Genomic DNA, 23,142 nt, shown 5'->3' with positions numbered 1-23,142 from the left:
GCTCAGGGCACGAGGTGCAGGACGAACGTGCCTTCGACCTTGAAGGGTTTCTTCGCGCCGGCCTCGTCGTACTCGCCAATGGCGCTCACGCTGAGCGTGTAATCGCCGGGCGGGAAGGGCTCGCCTTTCGGGGCGCCGAAGTCGCTGGGGCCGTTCCAGTTGACCCCGTCCCACGTGAACGAGCCGGGATAGGTGCCCGCGGGGACAGGGTTCGGCACGTCGCCCGGGGCGGGGCAGATGCCGACGTCGCAGAGGCAATACTTCTGATCGCCGCCGGAGAGGACCGCGAGAGGAATGAGGCCGCTCTCGTCCGGCTGTCCGCAGCTACTCTGCGACCCGGGATAGACGTTCGCGACCTCGGAGGCCGCGACGATGTTGTAATCGATCTTGATGCCGGCCGCGGCCTCGGCGACGGTGTACGTGCAATCGGTCGTGACGAACTCGACCGAGACGCCGGGGAGCGTCGAGGAGCCGCCGATGTCGCAGGCCGCATTGCCGCCGCCGCCCCCGTTACCGCCGCCCCCGGCGCCGCCGTTGCCGCCGCCGCCGGCGCCACCGTTGCCGCCGCTTCCCCCGGCGCCGCCGTCGCCGCCGCCCGAGGTTTGTCCCCCGCACGCGGCGAGGGCGAGGACCAGAAACATGGAAGTGAACGAAACTCTTCGATTTCCAAGCATGTTCGAGAGTCTAGGACGTCCGCACGGAAAATCACGATGAAACGGTTGTACTTCGGGCGGACCCTTGCGCGCCTTGACCTCGACCCTCTCCCGCTGGGACGATGCATCCATGTCGAGCCTGCCAGCAGACGTCACGAACGAACCGCACGGCGAGGAGCCCGCGGACGTGCACGGGCAGGTCACGGACGAAGCGTGGTATGCGCAGGTCTACCGGCCCATGGAGCGGCAATTCACGCTGCGCGCGGTGGTGTTCGGGTGCGTGATCGGCTCGGTGCTGTCCGCCGCGAACCTCTACACGGGGTTCACGATCGGCATCACGTACGGCGCCTCGATCACCGCGGCGCTCTCGGGGTGGCTCCTGTTCCGGCTCTGGCGCGGGGTCGTGTCCGGGCCCGCGTTCTCGGTGCTGGAGAACAACACCATGCAGACGGCCGCCTCGGCCGCGGCCGCGATGGCCGGCGCCGGCATGGTGACGGCCGTGCCGGCGCTCATGATCGTGACGGAGCGGCGGCTCTCGCTGCTGGAGATCACGGCGTGGGTCGTCACCGCCGCGCTGCTCGGCGTGCTCTTCGCCATCCCGCTCAAGCGGCAGATGATCAACCGTGAAAACCTGAAGTTTCCCTCGGGGATCGCCGCAGCCCAGACGACGCTCGCGCTGCACGGCGAGGGCGAAGGCGGGGCCCAGAAAGCACGCGCATTGCTCTGGGCGACGGGGATCGGCGCGGCGCTCGCCCTCGGGCGCGGGGGCCTCGGGGTCGTCCCGGATACGGTGCCGTTCGCGTTCGCGAGCCTCGGCGGAATGAGCTTGGCGCGGCTCACGCTGGGGCTCGACGTGTCGCTCATGACGCTCGGCTCGGGGGCGCTGGTCGGGCTGCGCACGACGGCGTGGATGGCCGTGGGCGCGGCGCTCTGCTGGACAGGCGTCGTCCCGTGGGCCCTCGGGCGCGGCATCGTGACGCCGACGTCGGATGCGCCGATGCTTTATGGCAACGCGGTCGGTTTTACCGTTTGGCCGGGCGTCGTGATGCTCGTGGTGGGCGGGCTCGTGTCGTTTGCGCTCAAAGGAGGGTCGATCGCGGCGTCGGTGCGGTCGCTCGGGGCCATGGGCGCGAAGGCGCCGGGCGAGGTGGTGCGCGAGGACGTGGAGGTGCCACGGCGCTGGTTCGTGGGGGGCCTCGTCGCGGCGGTGATCCTGGCGATCGGGACGCAATGGCTCGTCCTCGGCATGCACCCGGGCACGACGCTCGCGGCCATCGTGCTCGCGGGCGCGCTCGCGCTCGTGGGGACACGGACGATGGGCGAGACGGACGTGAATCCGATCGGCCCGATGGCGATGATGACGCAGTTCCTCTTCGCCGTGCTCACGGGCGGCCATACACAGGCCAGCCTGATGGCGGCGGGGCTGACGAACGCGGGGGCCAATAGCTGCGGCGACATGATGCAGGACCTGAAGACGGGCCGGCTCCTCGGCGCGTCGCCGCAAAAGCAGCTCCTCGCGCAGCTCTTCGGGGTCGTGACGGGCGGGTTCGTCACGGCGCTGATCTTCGCCAAGGCCTTCCCGCTGGAGCTGCTCGGCACGAAATACCCCGCCCCGGGCGTGCAGATGTTCAAAGGCGCAGCCGAGTTCCTGAAGCAAGGCTTCGCCGGCCTGCCGCCCGAGACGCCCATGATCATGGCCATCGCGGCGGGCGTCGCCGTGGTTTGCACGATCGTGGGCGAGCTCGGGCCGAAGCGCCTCGCCCCTTGGGTGCCGTCGCCGCTGGGCATCGGGCTCGCGTTCATCCTGCCGGCGTCGACGAGTTTTACGCTTTTCGTGGGGGGCGCGGTCGCCGCGATTCTGGCCTGGAAGTTCCCCAAGAAGGACGAGCTTTACACGACGGCGACGGCCTCGGGGTTCGTCGCCGGCGAGAGCGTGATGGGCGTGGCGGTGGCAATCTGGGCGGCGGGGCGGATGTGAGGCGAATCAGTAGAGGCCGGCGCCCTGGAGCGTCACGCGGTACAGGGCGGTCCGCGCCGTGATGTAGAGCGTCTTCTTGTCGTCGCCGCCGAACGCGCAGTTCGCGGGCTGCTGGGGGACCACGATGGCGCCATAAAGCTTGCCCGCGGGGCTGTACACCTCGACGCCGGCCGACGTGGTGACGAAGAGGTTGCCCTTCGCGTCGACGGCCATTCCGTCGGGGCCCTGGCTCGTGCTCACGAGCTTGCTCCCGGCCCCGAGCGAGCCGTCGGCGTTCACCGGCCAGGCGCGCAGCTCGCTGGTGGCGGTGTCGGCGACGTAGAGCGTCTTCTCGTCGGGCGAGAGCGCAATGCCATTCGGCCGCTGCATGTCGTCGGCGACGAGCGTGACCTCGCCGCCGGGCGTGACGCGGAAGACGCCGAAGAAGCCGAGCTCGCTCTGGCCGGGGTCCGGAAGGCCGTAGGGCGGATCCGTGAAATACACGGTGCCATTCGAATGCACGATGACGTCGTTCGGGCTGTTCAGCTTCTTGCCGTCGTACGTATCGGCGATGCTCGCGAGCGTGCCATTCGCGAGCGTGCGCGAGACGCGCCGGCCGCTGTGCTCGCAGGCGATGAGGAGGCCGTTTTGGTCGAGGGCGAGGCCATTCGTGTTGGCGCTGGGCTCACGGAAGACGTCGATCGCGCCGCCCGGCGTGTGCTCGTAGATGCGATTCGCGGGGATGTCGGTGAAGAGGAGCGTCTTCGTGGCGGGGTTCCATTGCGGCCCCTCCGTGAACATGAAGTTGCCCTGGACCTGCTCGACGGTCCCGACGCCGACGAGCGGGTCGACCTCCACCCCGCCGCCGCCGGCCCCGCCCATGCCGCCGGCCCCGCCCATGCCGCCGTCGCCGCCGGTGCCGCCGGTGCCGCCGGCCCCGCCCATTCCGCCGGTGCCCCCGGTGCCGCCCGCGGCGCCGCTGCCGCCGGCGCCGGAGCCCGTCGTGTTCGAGCCTCCGTCGCTGCATGCGGCGAGGAGGAAGGTGGTGGTGATCAAACCCAAAGAAAGCGCGCGTTTCAGCATGCGGGCATGCTAGCGGATCCGGAACGGCCGAGGCGACGAAAGAGCTCCTCCGAGAGGGCCTGGGCACGGGAGGCGCGTAATGTCTCGCCCCGCGCGGCGAGCACCTGCGAGGCCAGCCGCGCCGCCTCCGCGCATTCGACGAGCGAGACCTGCGTGGTCCCGGAGAATGCTTCCCATGTCTCGAAGCGCGCGTCGAAGAGGGCAAGATCGTCCTCCCCAGCAAGCGAAGGGAGCGTGAGGCCGGTGAGGAAAAACCAGAGCCGATGCCGCTGCCCTTCCAGCAAGAGGCCGAGCGCTGCCTCGGCCTCGACACGCGCGTCGTCCACGCGCCCCGCGCGGAGCATCGCGTACGCAGCGTTGCCCTTCGCATACCCCACGACGGGAGCCCGGTGATGCGCCGCCGCCGCAGCCCGCCGGCTCCACTGGATGGCTGCGTCGAAACGACCCCGCCGCATGTCGACGTCGGCGAGCGTGACGAGCACGTGCGCCGCAAGGTGGCCCGCCGCGCCTTCGCCGAGGGCCGCGAGGACCTGCTCGCAGCGCAGCGCCGCATCGTCGAGCAGGCCCGCGAGGGAGGCCGCGTCGGCGGCCACGGTGCGCGCACGGGCGACGACCCGCGGATCCGCCCCGGCGCTCTGCGCGAGGGAGGCGTCGACGATCCCGAGGCACGCCGCGGGGCGGCAACCCACGAGCTCCGCACGCCCGCGGTGCATCGCAGCGAGGAGCGCATCGGTGGGATCCCCGAGACGCGCCGCCAGGGCATCGAGCTCGTCGCCGAGCGCAAGGGCTTCGTCGATGGCGCCGCGGCTCGTGGCCGCCGCGCCGAGGGCGAGGAGCGCGTCGAAACGAGCGCGAGGATCTTCGAGCGCTTCCGCCGCGAGGGCGCGGCGCGCCGCGGACTCGGCCTGCGCGCTGTCGCCACGCTGGTAATGCCCGCGGGCCGCGAGCGCCCACAAAGCAGGCAAGGCCCGCGGGCGCGCGGCGAGACGCGCCGCGAGCGCGTCGAGGCGATCGAGCATCGCAGCAGCGTCGGCCGCGCCGAGGTCGACAAACGAAATGGCCCGCAGGGCCTCGAGCGCGCGCTCGGGCTCCCCGGCCTGCTCGAAGTGGCGCGCCGCCGCGAGGGCGGCCCGGGGCGGCATCCGCGGGCCTTCGCGCCCGTCGAGCAGCGCCGCGGCGCACGCGAGGTGGAGCGCCGGGAGCACGGGATCGCCGTCGAGCCGTCGCAAGAGCACCTCGCGGAGGATGGCGTGCGAGAGGGTGAAGCCCCCCTCGACGCGGATCATGAGCCCGGCGTCGAGCAGCACCTCGGCGAGGTCGCGCGGGGCAGCGACGCCGACGCGCGCGCAGGCCCGCGAGAAGCAGCCACGGCCATCGTCGCCGCCGAGCAGCACCACGAGAGCCGCAGCGTGGCCGAACGCCGCGTCGCGGGAGGCGAGCACGGCGTCGAGCTCGTCCTGGAAGAGGGCGACGAGCGAGTCGGGGATCGGCGGCTCGGGGCCGGCGAGCGCGAGGCCACGCGCGCCCGGGACGAGCACGCCGCGCTGGACCCAGTCGCGCACGAGCTGGCAGGCAAAGAGGGGGCTGCCCTCGGCGCGCGCGGCGATCCGCTGCCGCGTACGCTCGTCCGAGCCGATGAAGCTCGCGAGGAGGCGCTCGGTCTCGGCGTCCGCGAGAGGTGGCACGGGGAGCACCCGAACCCCGGGGCGCGCGCCGAGCGCCGCGAGCGCCGCGGCGGCCGGCGCGCGAGGTTCGGGCCGCTGGGCGAGGACGAACACGACCGGACCGAGGGAGAAGCTCGTGGTCTCCAGGGCATCGGCCACAAGCGCGACCGCCTCGGGATCGGATTCGGCGTCGTCGAGGACCACCACCACCACGTTCGCATCCGCGGCGAGCCCGGCGAGCCACGTGAGGAGCGCCGCGCGTCGCTCCTCGGTCGTGGGCGCGACCCGATCGCCGCCGGCCCCCACGGACACGAACACCCGGACCCACAACGCCCCGAGGCCGTCGCCGTCGCGCCCCTCGACGCGCACCGCCCGTGCGCCGATCCTCTCGTGCGCGGATTCGGCAAGCCAGCCGGCGAGCCGGCTCCGGCCGCAGCCCACGGGCCCCGTCAGGACGACCCCGCGGGGCGCGCGCGCGCGGCATGCCTCGATCAGCGCGTCCCAGAGGCACGCGCGGAGCGCACGTTGCCCCACGAGCGGCGGACGGCGAAGCGCGCACACGCCCGCGCCGAGGCCCGGCGGCAGCGGCGCGTCCTGGGGATCGTCGGGGAAGGTCAGGCTCGGGGTGAAGGCGACCGGCCGACCGCCACGCGCCGCCGGCACCTCGCCGACCCTGCGCGCCGTCCGCGCCGGTGCCACGTCGAGCACCTCCACGAAGGGCGCGGTCGTCACCCGCGCCGCGGCGTCCATGTCGATCGACGCCGCGGCCTCGCGCGCGACGCGGATCCCCGCGGAGAGCGCACGCCGGTCCGCCTGGGCGCCCTCGCCGCCGATCGCCCCGAGCCAGTGCGCCGCTTCGGCTGCTGACCGCGGTCGCTCCCGCGGCGCCTCCGCCGTCAGGGCCGCGATCCACGCATCGAACCCGCGTGGCCTCGCGCTGCCCACGACGAGCTCCGCGGCGAGCAACCCCACGGCGTACAGGTCCGTCCATGGGCCCAGGTCGCGCAAGGCGCCCTTGTGTTGCTCCGGAGCCATGTAGCCCGGGGTGCCGCCCTGCGCCGACGTCTCCCGCGCGACGAGCGCCTCGGGGCGGCTCGGAACGAGGCAGAGCCCTAGATCGGCCACGACGGCGCGGACGGAGGGCGCGCCCTCGTCGGGAAAGAGCAGCACGTTGGCGGGCTTGATGTCGCGGTGGACCACCTCGCGGGCGTGCAGCGTCGAGAGCCCTCGCAGGACGTCGAGCAGCACCACGCGCACGGCCTCGAACGGCAAGCGCCCGACATACCCCGCGAGGGAGCCGAGGGACGCGTACGGCAGGACCAGGTAGGGCTGCCCCGCGACGAGGCGCCCGCGCGCCGCCGCGGACTCGGCGGGCGTGACGCGACCGAAGTCGAGCACGCCGAGCACGTGGGGGCCCGTGACCTCGGAGGCGATCCTCGCCTCGGCCTGGATCCGCCGGAAAGCCGCGGCTTCCCCGCCGACGGGCGCGTGCGGGATCTTGAGCACCACGTCCGCGCCCGAGGGCCTGTGCTGCCCGAGCCACGCTTCCCCGCTGCCGCCGCGCCCGATCAGGCGCGCGGCGGCGAAAGCGCCGAGCGAACAGGGGACGAAGGGGGCCATGCGCTGCGATCTGGCCGCAGCGCGGCAGACGAGCCACCTTGCCGCGCGCCCGATCCCCGCGCTACCCCTCAGGAGGTGCATTTCAGGGCTCGCGTGCTCCGCGTCGTCGGCCCCGGCCGCCTCCACGAGGGAGAGCTCTTCGACCTCCCCGAAGGCGCCGTGATCGGCCGTGATCCGGGCGTGGAGGTCCGGCTCGATCATCCCTCGGTCTCGCGGCGCCACGCGCGCATCACGGCCGCGCCGCGCCCGTCCCCCGAACCTCCGCTCCGGATCGAGAACCTCTCCTCGTCGAGTGGCCTCTTCGTCGACGGCGCGCGCCTCGGGCCGGGGGACGCCTGCGCCCTCGCCGAGGGGTCGCGCTTGCAGATCGGCGCCGTCCTGCTCGAGGTGCTCGGACCCGCGGAGACCGAGCCTTTTTGTAGCCCGATCCCCCTGGACGACGCGCCGCTCGACGGCGCGGCGGCGCCCGTCTTCGTCATCACCCGGGACGGCGACGCCTGTGGGGTGCAGTTCGCGGGCCGCTACCTCGACCTCCAGGCCGCGGCGGCGCGCGCGTTCGCCGCGCTGGCGGCGAGTCCATCGCAGGTCGTGCACGTGTGGGACATCCAGGAAGCGGTGGGCACCGCGGGCGTGGTGGCGCCGCTCGTCACGGCGATCCGCCGCGCGGTCAAGAGCCTGCTCGACGACGGCGCGCTCGACGAGGCCCTGCTGCGTGGCCTGATCGCCCAGAGCGGGAGCGGCGATCGCCTGGCGAGCCTGGAATCCCTCGATCGGGACGCGCTCCTCCGGCGCCTCGTGCTCTCGCGCCGCGGGCATGGGTACGTCCTCTGCTTGCCGCCGGACGCCGTGCGGATCGTCGACGCGGGCTAGACGCCCAAGCTTCGCCCGAGCTTCGCCGAAAGCTTCTCCCGCCCCGGGCGGCTACACCGCACCGCGTGCCCGAGCGGCGGGCGTTTTTCGCTTCGAGGAGGCTTTTTCATGCGCACGACCACGTTCCTCTGCACCCTGCTCACGTTTGTCGCCCTCCTGTCCGGCTGCGTCATCACCACGAACAACCCCGGCAGCGGTGGCAATGGCGGCGACGGTGGCAATGGCGGTCAGGGCGGCGGCGGGGGTCCAGGTGGCAGCGGCGGCAATGGCGGCGGCAGCAGCGACCACGAGGCCACCTGTTACGAGCCGACCGCGGCCGAGGGGACGGACAGCTTCGAGGCCACGGCCGAGGCGAACACGCACACGTTCTCGTTCACCGTGCCGAACGACGCGGGCGGCGGGTACGTCGAGGTCCGCGGGCACGGCAAGCAGCTCTTCATGAACATCCTGACCGACAAGGGCCCGGACGGCGACATCACGGGCTCGTCGAGTGGCGAGGGCGGCGTGGCCGCGAGCCGCTTCGTGGCCACGCCCGGCATGACGTACCTGGTGCGGCTCGCGGAGACCAGCCTCGTGACGGGTGATCCTCCGCAGATGGTCACCTACGACTGGAAGTTCCATTCGTCCGTGGATTGCTTCGAGCCGAACGACACGCCCGCGGAGGCGCGCGGCATCGCCCTCGACAAACCGCTCCGCGCGCACATGCTCGCGGGCTACGTCGAGAATGCCTGGCCGACCTACGAGGCGCACTACGATTATTACCAGGTCCAGGTCGACAACCCCGGCACGCTGCGCGCCACGCTGAATACCCCGATCGCGCTCTCCCTGGACATCTACGCGGCCGACGGCGAGACGAACGTCACGGGGGCGCTGATCCTGGAGACCGAGCCCGGGAGCATCGAGGCCGAGGTCGACGCCGGCACCTATTACGTGCTCGTGCATCCCTTCGCGTCGCTGTATTACAACGACTTCGACACGGGCGGCGAGCCGGCGAAGAACTGGGTCACGCCCTACGAGCTGACCGTCACGCACGAGTGAGCTGGAATCGGGATCCGATCGACGACGACGCGACGCGGCGGGTGAAGGACACGGTTGCCCGCCGCGCGAAGCATGCCGCGCGCCGCGCCCAAGCGTCGGAATATCGATGTCGCCAGCTCGATTTTGGTGTAAGCTGACATTCCTTCATGAAGGGAGGCTCTCGTGTTCATGCTCGCTCGCAAAGAACAAGCTCCCGAAACGCTTCCGCTGATCCCGAAGCCCACACGGCATCGCTCCTCGCGTTTGGAGCCCAACGAACCTCTTGCTCCGCTGCCGTTCGCTGCGTGGCGACGCTCTCTCCTCGAAATACCCCTGTCCCCATCGAGCGCTCCGAGCCGCGCGGAGGGCGCGGAATCGTCGACAGGCGCGCGCATCCCCATCACGGCGCCGCCGATCCAACGCAAGCCTGGCATCAGCACGCCGGGCGACGCGTACGAGCGCGAGGCGGACCATGTGGCCGATGAGGTGATGCGCATGGCGGAACCGGCGGCCATCGGCGCAGCGCCGCAAAGGGTGCAGCGCAAATGTGCGTCGTGCGAAGAAGAGGAGGAGAAGGCGACGATCCAGGCCAAGCATGAGCCTTCGGCGACGACCGAAGGCTCGCTGGACGTCGGAGCTGCTCTGCGGGGCGCGGGACGGGGGGGCGCGCCGCTTCCCCGCGACGTCCGTTCCTTCTTCGAGCCGCGCTTCGGGTACGATTTCGGCCGGGTTCGAATTCATACCGACAGCCAAGCCGCGAGCGCCGCGCGCGCGGTAAAGGCACGGGCATATACCGTCGGGCGCAACATCGTGTTCGGAGAGGGCGAATATGCACCGGCAACGGCCGATGGGAAGCGGCTCATGGCCCACGAGCTCACGCACGTGGTGCAGCAGCGCGGCCTCGGCGGACATCAGATTCAGCGACAGACGACGCCCGCACCGGACAACAATGATCTTTGCAAGGATCTGCTCAGGAAGATCTGGGAGGTGATCACGGCGCTGAAGGCGCTTTGGCAGGGGATCGTCGACGACGAGTACAACCTCCAGTTCAACAACTGGTCCAAGAGCAACCCGTTGATCATCGATGGCCACAACATCGGATCGGTCGAGGGGCATCAGGAGAAATTCAGGAACCTCCAGCGCCGGCTCAAGAACCTGCTCGACGCATGGAAAGACGATGATTGCAACGACACGCCTTTCCGCGTGCCGAAGGAGGCCTGGGAATGGGTGAAAGAGCCGATCCCCGATCCGAAGCCGAAGCCGGCGCCGAAGCCGAAGCCGTGGACGGCGCCGGGAAGCGCGAAGCTCGGCGCAGCAGCGGCGGGCGGGCTGATCGGTGCAGGCGTCGGGGCGGTCCTCGGCGCTGGTGCGGGTGCCATTTTGGGAGGTGGCGGCGGCACGCTGGTAGCCCCAGGGTTCGGTACGGTCGGCGGAGGCGCGGCGGGCGGAGTCGCCGGGGCGAAGGCGGGCGCCTGGGCGGGCGCAGCGGTGGGGACGACCCTGGGAGCCGTGATTGGCTGGTTGATCAGCGAATAGGAGCGTTCACATGTCGGACGATCGGGAGCAACGGGAGACGACACGCCCGGTCACGGCGCGAAACCTCATCGATTGGGAGCAAGCGCTGTCGGTGCTCGGCATGGAGCGCTGGTGGCCTTTTTTCGAGGCCATGGGTCTGCCGCCGGCGTTGGCGACCGCGCCGGAGCCGACGGCGCGCCTTTCGCGGCGTTACATCGAGGAGCGGGCCGCGGCCGAGAAAGGCTCCGGGGCGCCGCCCAGCGAGCGCCGGTTCCTCGAAGAGCGGGAACGATTGGAGCGGTATTTCCAGGATGTCGGGGCGGAGCTCGACACGGCGAGCGCGGCGGCGCTGCGCGTCTGGTGTGTCGTCCACGTCGTGGACGAGCATGCTTCGAATGCGCTCACCACCTGGGATCACCTGTTCGGTCGGCTTTGCGGGACCACCACCGACGAGGGCCTCACCGTACCGCCGGACCTCCCCGCCACGCTGCTCGAGCGAATCTGCGCCCTCGTGCAGGCCGGCGTCGATCCCAAAGCGGGCCGGGAGCTGCGTCGGCGCGTGCAGGCCGCAGCCGAGCCGAGCGCGACGGCGTGGGAGGCTTGGCTCGAAGCGAGAGCGGCGTACGGCGCCGGAGACGGGGAGAGGATCGGGGTCGTCGAGGCGTCGGCCGACCTCGTGAAGATCATCCTCTCTCAGGCGGCGACGCGTCGGGTCTTGCAGGGATTGGAGCGCAACCTCGCTCCGGCCGAGCAGGAAGCACTGAGGAGCTGGGCGCGGCGCCAAGCCGAGCGTATCGGGCTCCCCGATCCCGCGTGGCCCTGAGCGCCGTCTCGCATCCTCACGGAAGCACGCACCGAAAACACGCCCGGATCGGGAGCAGATCGGACGGCGACGAGGCGCGGTGGGTGACCCGGAAAAACCCTTCGAGCAAGCGGCCGAATTCGCCGGGGGTCCACGTATGCAGGTGGTACCGGTCGCCGCCCCATTCGATCCGATCACGCAGCGCCCAGCCGACGGGCGTGCGCCGGACGAAGCCCTTCAAGCCAAGGATGAGCGGGTCGTTCGGGATCGTGATCACCGCCGCGCCCTCGGGCCGCAAGAGCCGCGCGATCGCCCCGAGGATCGCCCGCGGGTCGACACAATGCTCGAGGACCTCGGTGCAGATGATGCGGTCGAAGGAGCGCGGCGGCAGGTCCATCTTGTCGACCTCGCCCTTCAAGAATCGCGCGTCGTAGCCGGCGAGGTTTCTCCGGGCCGTGTCGAGGAAGACGTCGGAGACGTCGATCGCCGTGATACGAGCGCGCGGGAACATGCGCAGGACGTGGCCGCCGCCGGAGCCGATCTCGGCGAGGTCGAGGCCGTCCGCGGGGCCCACGAAACGGCGGATGATGGAGAGGCGGCCCTTTTCGATCAGGCGGATCGGCAGGATCGAGCGCTCGTAATAGGCGTCGATCGGGTGCTCGCGGGCGAGTTTGTCGTTCAGCGCCTCGACGTCGAGGCCCTCGGGCGTGTGCTCGTGCGGACGCGCCATCCCTAGATGTCTCCCAGCATGACCTGCGTGAGAATATAATTGGCCACGAGGATCGCCACGCAACTCTCCACGACGGCGCGCGTGGTCGCCATGCCCACGCCGCGCGCGCCGCCCGAGGCGAAGAAGCCGTGACGGCAGGCGATCGAGGCGATCAAAAAGCCGAAAATCGCGCCCTTTACGAGGCCCATGAAGAGGTCACGCGGGCGGGCGAAGTCGTGAACGCTGCGCAGGAAAAAACCCCAATCGCCGCCGAGCCACGCGACGGCCACGATGTAGCAGCCGATCATGCCGATGGTCGAATAGAGCATGCACATGAGCGGGCCCATCGTGACGCCCGCGAGCAGGCGCGGCGAGAGGAGGTACTGGACCGGGCTCACGCCCATCGTGGTAATCGCGTCGATCTGCTCGGTGACGCGCATGTTCCCGAGCTCGGCCGCCATGGCGCTGCCCGCCCGCGCGGTGATCATGAGCGCCGAGAAGACGGGCGAGACCTCCCGCATGAGCGAGACGGCCACGATCCCGCCCACGTTCGCCTCGGCGCTGAACTGCTTGAGCGCGGCGACCGACTGGAGCGCGACGACCATGCCGCTGAAGAGGCCCGTCAGGCCGACGAGAAAGATCGACTGGACGCCGATGTAATCCATCGCGGCGAGCATCTGGCTCGCCCGAAACGGTGGGCGGAAGAGCCAGGCGACGGTCTGGAGCGTGAGGCTCACCGTGGTCCCGATGTTCTCGAAGAAGCCGAGCACGGGATCGAGGATCCGCTGCAAGAGCTTCGGTTCGGAGTCGTCCACGCGAGGACCTCTTTATCACGGCCGTCCGGCGCCCGTCAGGCCGACGTGCCGAGCCCCCCGAGAGCCGCCGCGAGGAGCGCCGCCGCCCGACCCCCCTCCGCCTCGATCCGCGCCCGCCGCGCTCCGTCCGCCGCGACCTCGAACGTGATCAAAAGCGCATCCCCGCCAAGCGCCGCAGCATACGGCGCGCCCCACTCGACGACGAGGACCGCGCCCTCGCCGCGCCGATCCCGGAGGCCAAGCTGGACGAGCTCCTCCTCGTCGCCGATGCGGTAGAGGTCCGCGTGCGCGACCGGGAGGCTGCCCGCGTGCTCGTGGACGAGGGTGAAGGTGGGGCTCGTGATGGGCTCGGCCGAGGGGACGCCGAGGGCGCGGCAAAGGGCGCGGGTGAAGAAGGTCTTGCCCGCGCCGAGGTCCCCCGAGAGGATCAGGAGGTCGCCCGGGCGAAGCGCGGCGGCGACGGCCCGCGCGAGGCGGATCGTGGCGCGTCGCGTGGGGAGCGGGACGATCGTGGCCAAGGCGCCTCGCTTCAGAACCGGTACGTCATGCCGAGGGTGGCGCCCATGAGGACGAGGGTGCCGTCCTCGGTGGGGACGAAGCGAAGGTTGCCGAGCTGGGCGTCGATGCGGAGCGCGGGCGAGAGGCCGACGACGAGGTCGAGGGCGCCGCCGATGGAAAAATGCCCGGTGCTGCGGCCCTCGTAGGTGACGCCGTTCGGCGCGGTGAGGGTGCTGCCGAGGCGGACGAAGGGGCCGAGGAAGAGCTCGGGGCCGACGTGGAAGGAAAAACCTTCCTTGCGGCCGTCGGGCGCGGTGTTGACGGTGGGCGAGAAGAGCCATCGGCCGCCGAGGTCGATCCACAAGGCGGGGGGTCCGGCGAGGTTGCCCGCGAGGCCGGCGAAGAGCTCGAGCCCGGATTCGCCGATCGCGTAGCCACCGCGCAGCGCGCCGACGAACGCCCCGGCGCCGCCCGTGGCGCGGCTCCCGGAGGAGGCGGCCGCGGAGAAGCCGATGAGCGCGCTCAGGAAGACGGGTTTGCCCGCGGCGTAGGGAGGCCAGACGGTTTGTCGGGAGCCGCCGAGGTACTTCATCGAGACCTCGTTCTTGGACGCCGGCTGCGGGGGCGGCGGGGGCGGCGGCGGCATGAATTGCCCCATGTTCCAGGGGGTTTGCGGCGTCCCGAACGGCGGAAGCGGCGGCTGCTGCTGCAGCGGGGGCGGCGGCGGCGGGATGGGCGGCGGCGGGGGCGGCGGCGGCAGGGGTTGCTCCCAGGGGAGGGCAGAGGCGCCGACGCCTTCGGGGCGCATCAGGACGGCGAGCATCTCCTGGACCTGGACGGCTTGTTTCTGCGGGTCGACGTCGCGCGCGACGGATTCGACGCGGCCGAGGGTGGCGAGGTAGGCCGCGATCTCGACGCGGGTCGTGGTGGCGGCGGGTTCGACGCGGGCCGAGAGGATCCAGTTCGCCCGGAGGCTATTGGCGACGGTGGCGTACTCCTCGGGTGTATCGGCGGTGCCGTCGGCGATGCGAACGAGCGCGGCCTGGGTCTCGACCTCGGATGCGATGGAATGGCTCAGCGATGCCGCCCCCCGCATGATGTCCTGATCGAACCCGAGGCGCGCCGCCGGAGCCGCGCTGCCCTGCGAGGGCAGGACGACGACACGATCGGCGAGCGCAGGCGCCGCCGAAAGGAGGAGCAAGGGGACAAGAAAAAAGGCGGGGGCGCGGAGACGCATGCCAGGGATGGATGTACCGCGGGTCGAGCGTGGGGGCGAGGGGGATGGTGCGCTTTGCTCGGCCACCGGCCTCGGGGGCAACCGTCAAACCCGAACCCGCAGCTCCACGGCCGTGATGTCCTCCCGGAGCAGCTCGCGCATCGGATCCCCCTCTCGCTGGTTCACCACCAGGGCGACGACGCCGCCGACCACGTTCGGCGATCCCCTCCCTCTTGGGGCCGATCATCCATGAAAAACCTCTCCCCTCCCGGACCGAAGCGCGCTGCCCTGACGCACTGCTTGGCCTGACGAAAAGCCACTCGATCCGGGAGGGGGAGGCGGGGGCGCCGCCCAGATTCGACGCCCCCAGCGAACCCACATGCACGAAGCGCGCGTAGGGGTTTCCTTCGCGCATGTGGATTCGCGGAGAGCGTCGAGCGAACGATTCGCCATCCCCAGCGGAGCCGCGTGCGGCCCGGGTCGTCCGTGGCCAGGAGCGCAGGTGCACGCGGATCCGCTGCGAAGGGCGAATGCTGTCTTGGTCCCGCTACGGCCCTATCACGTCCTGTACGGCGCGCCGCCCGGCGGCGAAGCGGTCGCCATGGCGGAGGGCATTGGCGTCGATGATTTCCTGCACGGAGCGCTCCGTGTACGTCCGGGCGCGTCCAGGGGCGCGCGCATGCTGTGATTCGGGACGCTCACGTGGCGGCCGAGGTGAAACTTCCGCAGGAGCGCGCAGCAAGACGAACTCGCAATCGATTGTGTCCGTCGAAGTGCGCCCACGGGTCGCCTCCGCCCGCGCGTGTGGATCCTCATGCCGAGGCATGGCCTGCGGCTCGCTGGCCGGCGTGCTCCCCAGGAGCACGGCTCCCGCGGCGAAGCTCCCGAGGACACGCATGGGCGCCCGCGCGAAGGAAGCGAAGGTGCGCGCAGAGAAGGTGGCGAGGCGTGCGCGCGCTTCGCGCACGAGCGTGACCAACACGAGCACAGCGGAACCGGTGGCCAGCGCGCGCCGGTGTTTGGCGGGACGCTCGGTGCCTTCCACGAAAGAACGCGCCTCGCTCAGCGCAGCGTTGAACTGCGAATAAGCCGTCGTGTAGGGAAGCCCGCGCTCCGCGGCGATTTGCGTGATCGGCTTCTCTTGCAGGAAATGCTCGTCCAAGAGTTCCCACTTCCCCGGGGGAAGCGCGTCGAGCGCCGCCTGCGCCGCTGCGATGTCCTCGTGATTCCACGCGTCCTCACCCGTGCTCACGAGGTCCGCCAGGTCCTCCGGCGCCGTCGGCATTTCGCGACGCCCGCGCCGGAATTCGAGGACGAGCACCCGGACGATGCCGCATAACCACGCGAGCCAGCCGCGGTCATCCTCCACATGCGGACGATCGCATTTTTCTTTTTGGTACGCCACGACGAACGCATTATGGACGATGTCGTCCACATGGTTCTCATCGGACAACCCACGCCGCGCGACGGAAGCCATGACCTCCCTGTAACGCCGGAGCCGCGCCGCGGGCACGCCGAGCGCGTCAGCGCGGGGGATGGAAGAGGTGTTCACGTTCCTAGATGTCGCCAGGAGGGGCGATCTACGAAAAAAATCTTTCGACCCGTTCACTTTTCCGGCGGGCGGGCGCGGCGGTGGACGGCCCGGCTCGTTTGTCTGAGCGGGCTCGTGCTGCCGCCGGGGCAGGCATCGGCGGAGGAGATGGCGGCGCATCGTCTGGATTTCGAGGCGGACCGGTGGCCCCCGGCCTGCAACCAGGAGGAGGATTTCTCTGCGGCGCTGTCGAGCTGGGTGCCGCCGATGGGGATCGACGCGGGCGCAGAGCGCGTGCTGGAGGTGCGGATCAAGAGGCTGCCGGATGGAGGGAAGGCAGCGACGGTGCGGGTGAAGGGCGCGGCGGGGGAGGTGACCGGCGAGAAGGCGACCGCGTACCCGCCGGCGACGGAGTGCCACAAGGTGCTGTTCTGGGCGGCGTTCGACGCGGCGATGCTCATGGGGTGGAACGTACGATGGGAGCCGGAGCCGCCGCCGCCGTGTCCGCCGTGTCCACCGGCGCCTGCGCAACCGCCTCCGCAAGCGTGTCCGCTTCCGCTTCCGCCTCCGCGGCCGCTTCCGCCTCCGCAACCGAAGCGGTTTTTCGCGGGGCTCGGGATCGGTGCGTTCTGGAACGTGGCGCCCGAGCCGTTCTTCGCGCCGCGGGTGACGGCCGGGTGGAACGTGTCGCCGCGGTTCGCGCTGGAGCTGGATTTCGCTGCGTGGCCGCTGATGACGGCGAATCCGCAGAATGGGCCCACGGCGGTGGACGTGGATGCGTACTTTGGGACGGCCGCGGGGTGTTACCGGTTCGGACGGTTCTTGGGCTGTGGGCTGGTCGCGGGGGGTGTGCTGCTCGGGAGCGGGACGAACCGCGCGTATCGGCAGGAGTACACGACGCCACTCCTGGGCATGGGCGCACGGGTGGAGGCCGAGGTGCCGCTTGGGGATTGGTTGGTGTGGCGCTCGGGCGTGGACGCCTTGGGCTTCCCGGTACCGCGCCGCTTCATCAACTACCCGGATGTCCTGTGGCAGCCGTTCCCGCTGGCGATGAGCGTGACGACCTCCGTGGTATGGGAGTTCTAGCGGGTCAGGACGCGGGCGCCGCGCAACATACCGTGACGGGTTTGTCAAGGGTCAGTTCGCCGACGACCGCACCGCCGGTCGGCGTGCAGGTGCCCTTCGTATAGTTGAGGAGCTCGGCCGTCTTCCCGCTGAGCTGGGTGCCGGGCATGAAGTCGTGACAGGGGGCGTCCATGCCCGCGTACACGTACCCCTTCGAGTCCATCGAACAGGCGGGTTGGTGGTAGGTGTGCCACTCGACCTGGCACGTCGCGCCCGTCGGTGGTCCGCAAGTGCAAGCCGAGCACTCTCGCTCGTCCTTCACCACGCCGTAGAGGACGTGCCTCTCTCCGCCCCACCCCTCCGGGCAGAGGTGCTCGCCCTCCCGGAAGATACAAGAGGCGTAGTCGTCACTCGCCGGCCCGCAGACCTTTCCGCTTTGCTTGGGGCAGCTCGGCCACGGTTCGGCGCTCTCGCACACGCGACCCAGAGGCGTCTCCCATCCACCGTGCCAAACCTTGGGGATTTCCTGCGCCGGGTCTCCCTTCGTGTGCGCCTTGCACGGCTGCTCCTCGATCACCGGCGGGGAGATCGTGATCGACCGGACGCACGGCACGCCCCCGCAGAGCGTGGCGGAGAGGATCGCCTTGTCCTGATTGCAGGTGCCATCCCAGTTTGTCGACGGATCGAAGTTTGTCTTGACACCGCCCCCGGGATCATCACAGCCGGCGGAGCTGACGGTCCACGTCTCCGGCAGCTTGCACGTCCCCTCGGGCTCGTCGCACGAGCACGCGCCACAAAGAAGAGGAGGCGGCGCGGGAATCCCCTCGAACGCGACGATCGGTGTGTCGTCCGGGCACCGCGGTGGCTCGCGCCAGTCGGAGAAGAAGGCCCCTTGCCTCCAGTCCTCTGGGGCCTTGTCCACACACGCGCCGCCGCCCGGACACAGCGACGACATCCCGCCATCCGCGTCTCCGCCGTCTGCGCCGCCATCAAAGCACTTCGGGGGGAGCGGCGGCGGACCATCACAGGCGTTCGGGCAGTCCCATGGGATGGGCTCCGGGCCGTCCGGGCACGATTCGGGCCATGGGCACGGGCAACATTCGTTGCGCGGGAGCCCAGGCGGGCAGTCACCCCCGACATCGGAGCCGCGATAACCGCAAGCCGCCCCGAGGAAAACCGCCGCCCCCCACCCCACCACGATCACGAGTGCCGCTGCCACCGCTTTACGCATGGCGCGACGTTACCGCCCGCCCGTCACCCATGTCAATCCCCAGGAAAAACCTGGGACCTGCCGTCGCCGATGAACTTAAAAGGTGGAGGCCGACGCGAGCGTCTTGGTGCTACTCGGGTCAGGAGCGCACGCCCAGCGTGGGCCTCCGAGAACAACACTATCCGAGACAAACCGAACTGTCAAGCCCCTGGTCAAACTTTCGGTGCCAGGACGAACGGGCGGGGTGCACTTGCCTTCGAAGCGGGAGAGCCAGGCCTCGCTCATGGCCTCGAGCGCGGACGCTGGGTCAGATGCCCCCTTGGCCGCCCGCGCCGCCGCCGCCATCCCCGCCAGCTTCCCCCTCGCCGCTCGGGTCGTTGCGATAATCGCCGCTGGCGGCGCTGCCGACGATGATGACGGTGCTGCCGTCGCCGGTGCCTGCATTGCAGCCGTTGGAGCCGGGGGCGTCGAGGCAGATGATTTGGGGGGAGACTTCGTAGACGGGGCAGTTCCTCGAGTCTTTCTTTGCCCTTTCCTCACACCTGGTGGCGTTCGTGAAATTGCTGCCGGTGTCGATGATCTGCGGGTCTTCGGTCCCGGTCAAGCGAATGAGGCCGTGTTTGCCTCGCCCACAGTCGAGGACCGCGTTGCACTGGACGAGGACCCCCTCCTTCCCGCCGGGGTCGCCCTTCGGGGGACCGCGCTTCGGGTTCTTGCACGTGGGCTCGAAGCAGGCCGGACCCAGCACGGCGAACCAGACGAACAAGAAGCCCACGATGAGCGCCCTCATGACCCGTCTCCCCGTTCAGGCGATGCTACGAGGTGCAGACGAAGGGGGCCAAGATCGGGCGGGCAGATATCTTCGCGAACGAGGCCTTGATCGTGTAGCATCGCGCAGACGCGAACCCGGGAGCACCCATGACCCGCCGGAAGAAGCTCATCGCCGCCGCCCTCGCCCTCCCGCTCGCCCTCGCCCTGGGCGTGGGCCTCACGGCGCGCCGCGCCGGGTCCGACCCGCTGAGCGTGGATCTCTGCGACAAAGATCTCGCGGCGGTCTTCGAGTCCTGCAAGGCCGAGGGCGACGTCTGCACGTTTCCCGACGAGGGGATGGAGGAGGCCTGCCAGGCGGGGTGCGTGATGATGACGTGCCCGAACCACGTGTCTTGCACGGAGCTCGATCCCACCTGGTGCAAGCCCTGCGACGACGAGCAGGGCGCGCCCTATTGGCGCATCCTGCTCGAAGCCGAACGGCTGTGTTTTCAAAAAAAGGCGGAGGGCGAGGCATGGACTCTGGTGCAAATCGAAGATTCCATGGATTGCCTCAAAGAAGAGGGCGAGCGTATGTGCCCCGCGCTCGCCGCCAAACCGTATTGGCACTGGAAGCCGGAGGTCAGAAAGCGTTGCCAGGACGACCTCGACCTCACTGTTCGACGCTGCGAAGAGGATGACTCCTGCGCGTTGGCGCCCGAGGAGTACAAGAAGGCTTGCCAGGAGGGTTGTCTGTTGCGGATGTGCCCGGATCAGGTCGCCTGCACGGGCGACGATCCCGTCCGCTGCGCTCCCTGCGAGGATGCTCATGGAGCACTCCATTGGCGCCACGTCTTCGATGCCGAGATCCATTGCCATCACACGGAGGGCGAGTTCTATTCCGGCCCACCGTCGGGGTTGTCGGCTAGCCGAGACAAGTGGGCCGCTTGTTTCGTCGCCGAGATGGAGCGGGAGTGCCGCGCCCTTGCCGGGACGGCGTGGTGGCGGCGAGCGCCGTTCCTCGTCGAGCACTACGGCAACGCCCGCCCCTCGCCCGCGCCCCCCGCCTCGCCCGCCGCGCCGTAACGGTTGCACCCCGCCTTCGGTACGTGTAGACGACAAACCAGCGGTTTGTCGCCGTCCTCTTCCACCAAAAGGCACCCATGACCCGCCGGAAGAAGCTCATCGCCGCCGCCCTCGCCCTCCCGCTCGCCCTCGCCCTAGGCGTGGGCCTCACGGTGCGTCGCGCCGGGTCGGATCCGCTGAGCGCCGATGTCTGCGACAAGGACCTCGCGGCGGTGTTCGAGTACTGCGAAGCGGGGGGCGCGATCTGCCGATCACCCTTTGAAGGGATGGAGGAGGCCTGCCAGGCCGGGTGCGTGATGAGGACGTGCCCGAACCACGTCGCCTGCACGGAGCTCGATCCCATCTGGTGCAAGCCCTGCGACGACGAGCAGGGGGCGCCCTACTGGCGCATCCTGCATGAAGCCGAGCGCCTTTGCGCGCCTTCGCCGAATCCGGCCAAGTGGACACCTCGCGAGCAAAGAGATTACGTCAGGTGCTTCAAGCAAGAAGGGACGCGCATGTGCCCCGCGCTCGCCCAAAAGCCCTATTGGGAGACGGCGCCGCAGTCCAGGGCCACGTCGTGGAACCAAAAACGCTGCTTTGACGACTTCGACAAAGTTGCCGAAAGGTGCGAGCGGTACGAGGAGGAGTGTGGCCTGGAGCCGGGGGCGGACAAGAAGGCTTGCCAGAGGGCTTGTCTGTTAGCCCAATGCCCGGATCAGGTGGCCTGCACGGGCGATGATCCCGTCCGCTGCGCCCCCTGCGAGGACCCCCATGGCGCTCTCTACTGGCGTCGCGTCTGGGCAACCGAGGGCCTCTGCGGTTCCTTGCATCCCTTGGACGCGCCGAACCCCGAGCCGGACAAGTGGGCCGCTTGTTTCGTCGCCGAGATGGAGCGGGAGTGCCGCGCCCTTGCCGGGACGGCGTGGTGGCGGCGAGCGCCGTTCCTCGTCGAGCACTACGGCAACGCCCGCCCCTCGCCCGCGTCCGCCGCCTCGCCCGCCGCGCCCTAACGGTTGCCCCCCGCCGCGGACGCAGCGTCAGAGGCCCCCTTGGCCGCCCGCGCCGCCGCCGTCGCCATACCCGCTCGCTTCCCCCTCGCCGCTCGGGTCGTTGCGATAATCGCCGCTGGCGGCGCTGCCGACGAGGATCACGGTGCTGCCCTCGCCGGTGCCTGCATTGCAGCCGTTGGAGCCAGGTGGGTCGAGGCAGATGATTTGGGGGGAGACTTCGAAGGGGCACTGATCGTTGAGGTTATTTTTCTCTGTCTTCAGCTCGCACCTGGTCGCATTCTCGAAGTTGCTACCGGTGTCAATAATTTGTGGGTCGACCGTCGGGGGCAAGCGATCTGCGCCTTTGCCTGACTGACAGTGGCGAACCACGTTGCACTGGACGAGGACCCCCTCCCGCTCGCCGGATCTGCCGTTCGGGGGACCGCGCTTCGGGTTCTTGCACGTGGGCTCGAAGCAGGCCGGACCCAGCACGGCGAACCAGACGAACAAGAAGCCCACGATGAGCGCCCTCATGACCCGTCTCCCCGTTCGGGCGATGCTACGAGGTGCGGACGAAGCGGGCCAAGATCGGGCGGGCGGATATCTTCGCGTGCGAGGCCTTGATCGTGTAGCATCGCGCAGACGCGAACCCGGGAGCACCCATGACCCGCCGCAAGAAGCTCATCGCCGCCGCCCTCAGCCTCCCGCTCGCCCTCGCCCTGGGCGTGGGCCTCACGGCGCGCCGCGCCGGGTCCGACCCGCTGAGCGCCGACGTCTGCGAGAAAGACCTCGCGGCCGTTTTCGAGTACTGCGAGGCCGGAGGCGAGGTCTGCGACGAGGCCTTCGAAGGGATGGCGGAGGCCTGCCAGGCCGGGTGCGTGCAGATGAAGTGCCCGAACCACGTGGCCTGCACGGAGCTCGATCCCATCTGGTGCAAGCCCTGCGACGACGAGCGGGGCGCGCCCTATTGGCGCATTCGCCTTGAAGCCGAGCGAAAGTGCGCGCCTTCGCCGGGTTGGCAACCGTCGAATTATATCGAGAGCTTCGAGTACCACAGGTGCGCTGAGAAAGAGGCGGAGCGCATGTGCCCCGCGCTCGCCGACAAGCCGGATTGGTACGATTCGCCGGAGGCCAGGAAGCAGCAGCAAGAACGCTGCAACAACGACTTCGACCTTCGTGTCCGAGGCTGCGAGAACGACGACAGGTGTGTCCTGGAGCCGGAGGAGTACAAGAAAGCTTGCCAGGAGGGTTGTCTGAGGGCGGTGTGCCCGGATCAGGTGGCCTGCACGGGCGACGCCCCCGTCCGCTGCGCCCCCTGCGAGGATGCCCATGGCGCGCGCCACTGGCGCCAACTCTTCGCCGCCGAAGGCCTCTGCACGGTGCGGCATCCCTTCCTCGGGCCGAACCCCGACCCGATCAGGTGGGCCGATTGTGTCGTCGCCGAAATGGAGCAGACCTGCCCCGCGCTCGCCGGGACAGAGTGGTGGCGGCAAAACCGCACGCTTGTCCATCAATACGGCAACGCCCGCCCCTCGCCCGCGCCCCCCGCCTCGCCCGCCGCGCCCTGAGCATGGCTCCCTCGTCCTCCCGGCGCATTCTCCCCTGTTTCACGCGCCGACATGCCCCAAGTCGTCCCGCAACGGCTCGACATCCCATTTGAAACGTTCGAACCGCGTTCGCCACGGAGCGCCGCCCTCGCCTCCGCCCGCCATTCTTCCCAGGGAGAGTTCTGCAGGCCCTCTCGGGGGCCGAAACCCGAACGTCGACGCGTCGCCACCTCGCGCGCTTCGTCCCAAACCACTTCGCGTGGCGTTGGCATGCCGGTCCGAGCGTCGAGCGCCAGACGACGAAAACATGCACCACGCGCCTCCGGCGCCGCGAGCAGCGACGCAAGCGCTCGCGCCGCCGTTCCACGCGCCCCCGTCCCACCCGTCGACGTTGCAACCCCACTTCGGGCGACCCGAACCGCCCCGCAACGTGTTGCAACCCCACTTCAGCCCCCTCGGACGCCCTCGCAAGCCGTCGCCAACACGTTCGAGCCATCCCGCGCAGAGGACCGCGCCCTCCCCAGGTGCCTACCGCCCTTGACGGTTGGCGCGGACACTCTCTACCA

20 protein-coding genes are annotated in these 23,142 nt (G+C 70.0%); 9 read left to right on the top strand and 11 right to left on the bottom strand.

From position 1 onward, the window contains the following. Positions 1–2: 2 nt before the first annotated feature. Positions 3–641 (bottom strand): T9SS type B sorting domain-containing protein, encoded by a 639-nt coding sequence (locus E8A74_RS51720; protein ID WP_170228752.1) that lies wholly within the window; start codon positions 639–641, stop codon positions 3–5. Positions 642–783: 142 nt separating this feature from the next. On the opposite strand from E8A74_RS51720, the gene E8A74_RS00610 reads away from it, so the two are divergent. Next, on the top strand, positions 784–2,631 hold the full coding sequence (locus E8A74_RS00610; RefSeq protein WP_136926906.1) for an OPT family oligopeptide transporter: 1,848 nt from the start codon (positions 784–786) through the stop codon (positions 2,629–2,631). A 6-nt stretch (positions 2,632–2,637) separates the two neighbouring features. Here the strand turns inward: E8A74_RS00610 and E8A74_RS00605 are convergent, their stop codons facing one another. Together E8A74_RS00605 and E8A74_RS00595 are read right to left on the bottom strand one after the other, a co-directional pair. Next, a complete protein-coding gene (locus E8A74_RS00605) occupies positions 2,638–3,693 on the bottom strand; it encodes an SMP-30/gluconolactonase/LRE family protein (RefSeq protein ID WP_211365258.1) in 1,056 nt (351 codons plus the stop codon). After that, complete coding sequence (locus tag E8A74_RS00595; protein WP_170228762.1) at positions 3,687–6,977, bottom strand: serine/threonine-protein kinase; 3,291 nt, start codon at positions 6,975–6,977, stop codon at positions 3,687–3,689. The genes E8A74_RS00605 and E8A74_RS00595 overlap by 7 nt, the downstream gene beginning before the upstream one ends. 75 nt (positions 6,978–7,052) lie before the next feature. Here E8A74_RS00595 and E8A74_RS00590 point away from each other — a divergent pair, with 75 nt between their 5' ends. The 4 genes from E8A74_RS00590 to E8A74_RS00575 all read left to right on the top strand — a co-directional run bounded on the left by E8A74_RS00590 (position 7,053) and on the right by E8A74_RS00575 (position 11,202). Continuing rightward, complete coding sequence (locus E8A74_RS00590; RefSeq protein WP_170228761.1) at positions 7,053–7,847, top strand: FHA domain-containing protein; 795 nt, start codon at positions 7,053–7,055, stop codon at positions 7,845–7,847. A gap of 108 nt (positions 7,848–7,955) precedes the next feature. After that, positions 7,956–8,885, top strand: a complete 930-nt coding sequence (locus tag E8A74_RS53735; protein ID WP_136926902.1) for a hypothetical protein — start codon at positions 7,956–7,958, stop codon at positions 8,883–8,885. Between the two features lie 453 nt (positions 8,886–9,338). Continuing rightward, positions 9,339–10,400, top strand: a complete 1,062-nt coding sequence (locus tag E8A74_RS55405; RefSeq protein ID WP_170228760.1) for an eCIS core domain-containing protein — start codon at positions 9,339–9,341, stop codon at positions 10,398–10,400. Positions 10,401–10,410: 10 nt separating this feature from the next. Further along, a complete protein-coding gene (locus E8A74_RS00575) occupies positions 10,411–11,202 on the top strand; it encodes a hypothetical protein (RefSeq protein WP_136926900.1) in 792 nt (263 codons plus the stop codon). Positions 11,203–11,218: 16 nt separating this feature from the next. Here E8A74_RS00575 and E8A74_RS00570 read toward each other — a convergent pair whose 3' ends face one another. The 5 genes from E8A74_RS00570 to E8A74_RS00545 form a co-directional block, all read right to left on the bottom strand. Continuing rightward, positions 11,219–11,911 carry a class I SAM-dependent methyltransferase gene (locus tag E8A74_RS00570; RefSeq protein ID WP_136926899.1) on the bottom strand — a complete coding sequence of 231 codons (693 nt, stop codon included), beginning with the start codon at positions 11,909–11,911 and terminating at the stop codon, positions 11,219–11,221. A gap of 2 nt (positions 11,912–11,913) precedes the next feature. Continuing rightward, positions 11,914–12,705, bottom strand: coding sequence for an MlaE family ABC transporter permease (locus E8A74_RS00565; protein ID WP_136926898.1), 792 nt, complete (start codon positions 12,703–12,705; stop codon positions 11,914–11,916). 35 nt (positions 12,706–12,740) lie between these two features. Beyond that, positions 12,741–13,223: a tRNA (adenosine(37)-N6)-threonylcarbamoyltransferase complex ATPase subunit type 1 TsaE gene (gene tsaE, locus E8A74_RS54505; protein ID WP_232379301.1), complete on the bottom strand. Its 483-nt coding sequence runs from the start codon at positions 13,221–13,223 to the stop codon at positions 12,741–12,743. An 11-nt stretch (positions 13,224–13,234) separates the two neighbouring features. Continuing rightward, positions 13,235–14,440 carry a hypothetical protein gene (locus E8A74_RS54500; protein WP_170228759.1) on the bottom strand — a complete coding sequence of 402 codons (1,206 nt, stop codon included), beginning with the start codon at positions 14,438–14,440 and terminating at the stop codon, positions 13,235–13,237. 526 nt (positions 14,441–14,966) lie between these two features. Beyond that, positions 14,967–15,971: an RNA polymerase sigma factor gene (locus E8A74_RS00545; protein ID WP_136926896.1), complete on the bottom strand. Its 1,005-nt coding sequence runs from the start codon at positions 15,969–15,971 to the stop codon at positions 14,967–14,969. A 147-nt stretch (positions 15,972–16,118) separates the two neighbouring features. Between E8A74_RS00545 and E8A74_RS00540 the strand changes: the two genes are divergently transcribed. Continuing rightward, the gene (locus E8A74_RS00540; RefSeq protein WP_136926895.1) at positions 16,119–17,036 is read left to right on the top strand and encodes a hypothetical protein; all 918 of its coding nucleotides are present in this window, start codon (positions 16,119–16,121) and stop codon (positions 17,034–17,036) included. A 4-nt stretch (positions 17,037–17,040) separates the two neighbouring features. Here the strand turns inward: E8A74_RS00540 and E8A74_RS00535 are convergent, their stop codons facing one another. After that, on the bottom strand, positions 17,041–17,970 hold the full coding sequence (locus E8A74_RS00535; RefSeq protein WP_136926894.1) for a hypothetical protein: 930 nt from the start codon (positions 17,968–17,970) through the stop codon (positions 17,041–17,043). Between the two features lie 562 nt (positions 17,971–18,532). Further along, positions 18,533–19,015, bottom strand: coding sequence for a hypothetical protein (locus tag E8A74_RS00530; RefSeq protein ID WP_136926893.1), 483 nt, complete (start codon positions 19,013–19,015; stop codon positions 18,533–18,535). Between the two features lie 128 nt (positions 19,016–19,143). Here E8A74_RS00530 and E8A74_RS00525 point away from each other — a divergent pair, with 128 nt between their 5' ends. Both E8A74_RS00525 and E8A74_RS00520 read left to right on the top strand, forming a co-directional pair. Next, on the top strand, positions 19,144–20,058 hold the full coding sequence (locus E8A74_RS00525) for a hypothetical protein (protein WP_136926892.1): 915 nt from the start codon (positions 19,144–19,146) through the stop codon (positions 20,056–20,058). Between the two features lie 77 nt (positions 20,059–20,135). Beyond that, complete coding sequence (locus tag E8A74_RS00520) at positions 20,136–21,050, top strand: hypothetical protein (RefSeq protein ID WP_136926891.1); 915 nt, start codon at positions 20,136–20,138, stop codon at positions 21,048–21,050. Positions 21,051–21,077: 27 nt separating this feature from the next. Here the strand turns inward: E8A74_RS00520 and E8A74_RS00510 are convergent, their stop codons facing one another. After that, complete coding sequence (locus E8A74_RS00510) at positions 21,078–21,563, bottom strand: hypothetical protein (RefSeq protein ID WP_136926889.1); 486 nt, start codon at positions 21,561–21,563, stop codon at positions 21,078–21,080. Positions 21,564–21,691: 128 nt separating this feature from the next. Between E8A74_RS00510 and E8A74_RS00505 the strand changes: the two genes are divergently transcribed. Beyond that, the gene (locus tag E8A74_RS00505; protein ID WP_136926888.1) at positions 21,692–22,597 is read left to right on the top strand and encodes a hypothetical protein; all 906 of its coding nucleotides are present in this window, start codon (positions 21,692–21,694) and stop codon (positions 22,595–22,597) included. Positions 22,598–23,142: the final 545 nt, after the last annotated feature.

Source organism: Polyangium fumosum (genome assembly GCF_005144585.1).
GTDB lineage: Bacteria > Myxococcota_A > Polyangia > Polyangiales > Polyangiaceae > Polyangium > Polyangium fumosum.
Note: the sequence above shows the minus strand (reverse complement) of the source record. Positions and strands in the feature narration are given on the sequence as shown.

Excerpts from the sequence above, each read along its gene's own strand:
- E8A74_RS00610 (WP_136926906.1), top strand. The coding sequence starts at position 784 with ATGTCGAGCCTGCCAGCAGACGTCACGAACGAACCGCACGGCGAGGAG.
- E8A74_RS00525 (WP_136926892.1), top strand. The coding sequence starts at position 19,144 with ATGACCCGCCGGAAGAAGCTCATCGCCGCCGCCCTCGCCCTCCCGCTC.
- E8A74_RS00605 (WP_211365258.1), bottom strand. The coding sequence starts at position 3,693 with ATGCTGAAACGCGCGCTTTCTTTGGGTTTGATCACCACCACCTTCCTC.
- E8A74_RS54500 (WP_170228759.1), bottom strand. The coding sequence starts at position 14,440 with ATGCGTCTCCGCGCCCCCGCCTTTTTTCTTGTCCCCTTGCTCCTCCTT.
- E8A74_RS00570 (WP_136926899.1), bottom strand. The coding sequence starts at position 11,911 with ATGGCGCGTCCGCACGAGCACACGCCCGAGGGCCTCGACGTCGAGGCG.
- E8A74_RS53735 (WP_136926902.1), top strand. The coding sequence starts at position 7,956 with ATGCGCACGACCACGTTCCTCTGCACCCTGCTCACGTTTGTCGCCCTC.
- E8A74_RS00530 (WP_136926893.1), bottom strand. The coding sequence starts at position 19,015 with ATGAGGGCGCTCATCGTGGGCTTCTTGTTCGTCTGGTTCGCCGTGCTG.
- E8A74_RS00505 (WP_136926888.1), top strand. The coding sequence starts at position 21,692 with ATGACCCGCCGCAAGAAGCTCATCGCCGCCGCCCTCAGCCTCCCGCTC.
- E8A74_RS51720 (WP_170228752.1), bottom strand. The coding sequence starts at position 641 with ATGTTTCTGGTCCTCGCCCTCGCCGCGTGCGGGGGACAAACCTCGGGC.
- E8A74_RS00595 (WP_170228762.1), bottom strand. The coding sequence starts at position 6,977 with ATGGCCCCCTTCGTCCCCTGTTCGCTCGGCGCTTTCGCCGCCGCGCGC.
- E8A74_RS00575 (WP_136926900.1), top strand. The coding sequence starts at position 10,411 with ATGTCGGACGATCGGGAGCAACGGGAGACGACACGCCCGGTCACGGCG.
- E8A74_RS00510 (WP_136926889.1), bottom strand. The coding sequence starts at position 21,563 with ATGAGGGCGCTCATCGTGGGCTTCTTGTTCGTCTGGTTCGCCGTGCTG.
- E8A74_RS00540 (WP_136926895.1), top strand. The coding sequence starts at position 16,119 with ATGGCGGCGCATCGTCTGGATTTCGAGGCGGACCGGTGGCCCCCGGCC.
- E8A74_RS00520 (WP_136926891.1), top strand. The coding sequence starts at position 20,136 with ATGACCCGCCGGAAGAAGCTCATCGCCGCCGCCCTCGCCCTCCCGCTC.
- E8A74_RS00535 (WP_136926894.1), bottom strand. The coding sequence starts at position 17,970 with ATGTCGTCGCTGTGTCCGGGCGGCGGCGCGTGTGTGGACAAGGCCCCA.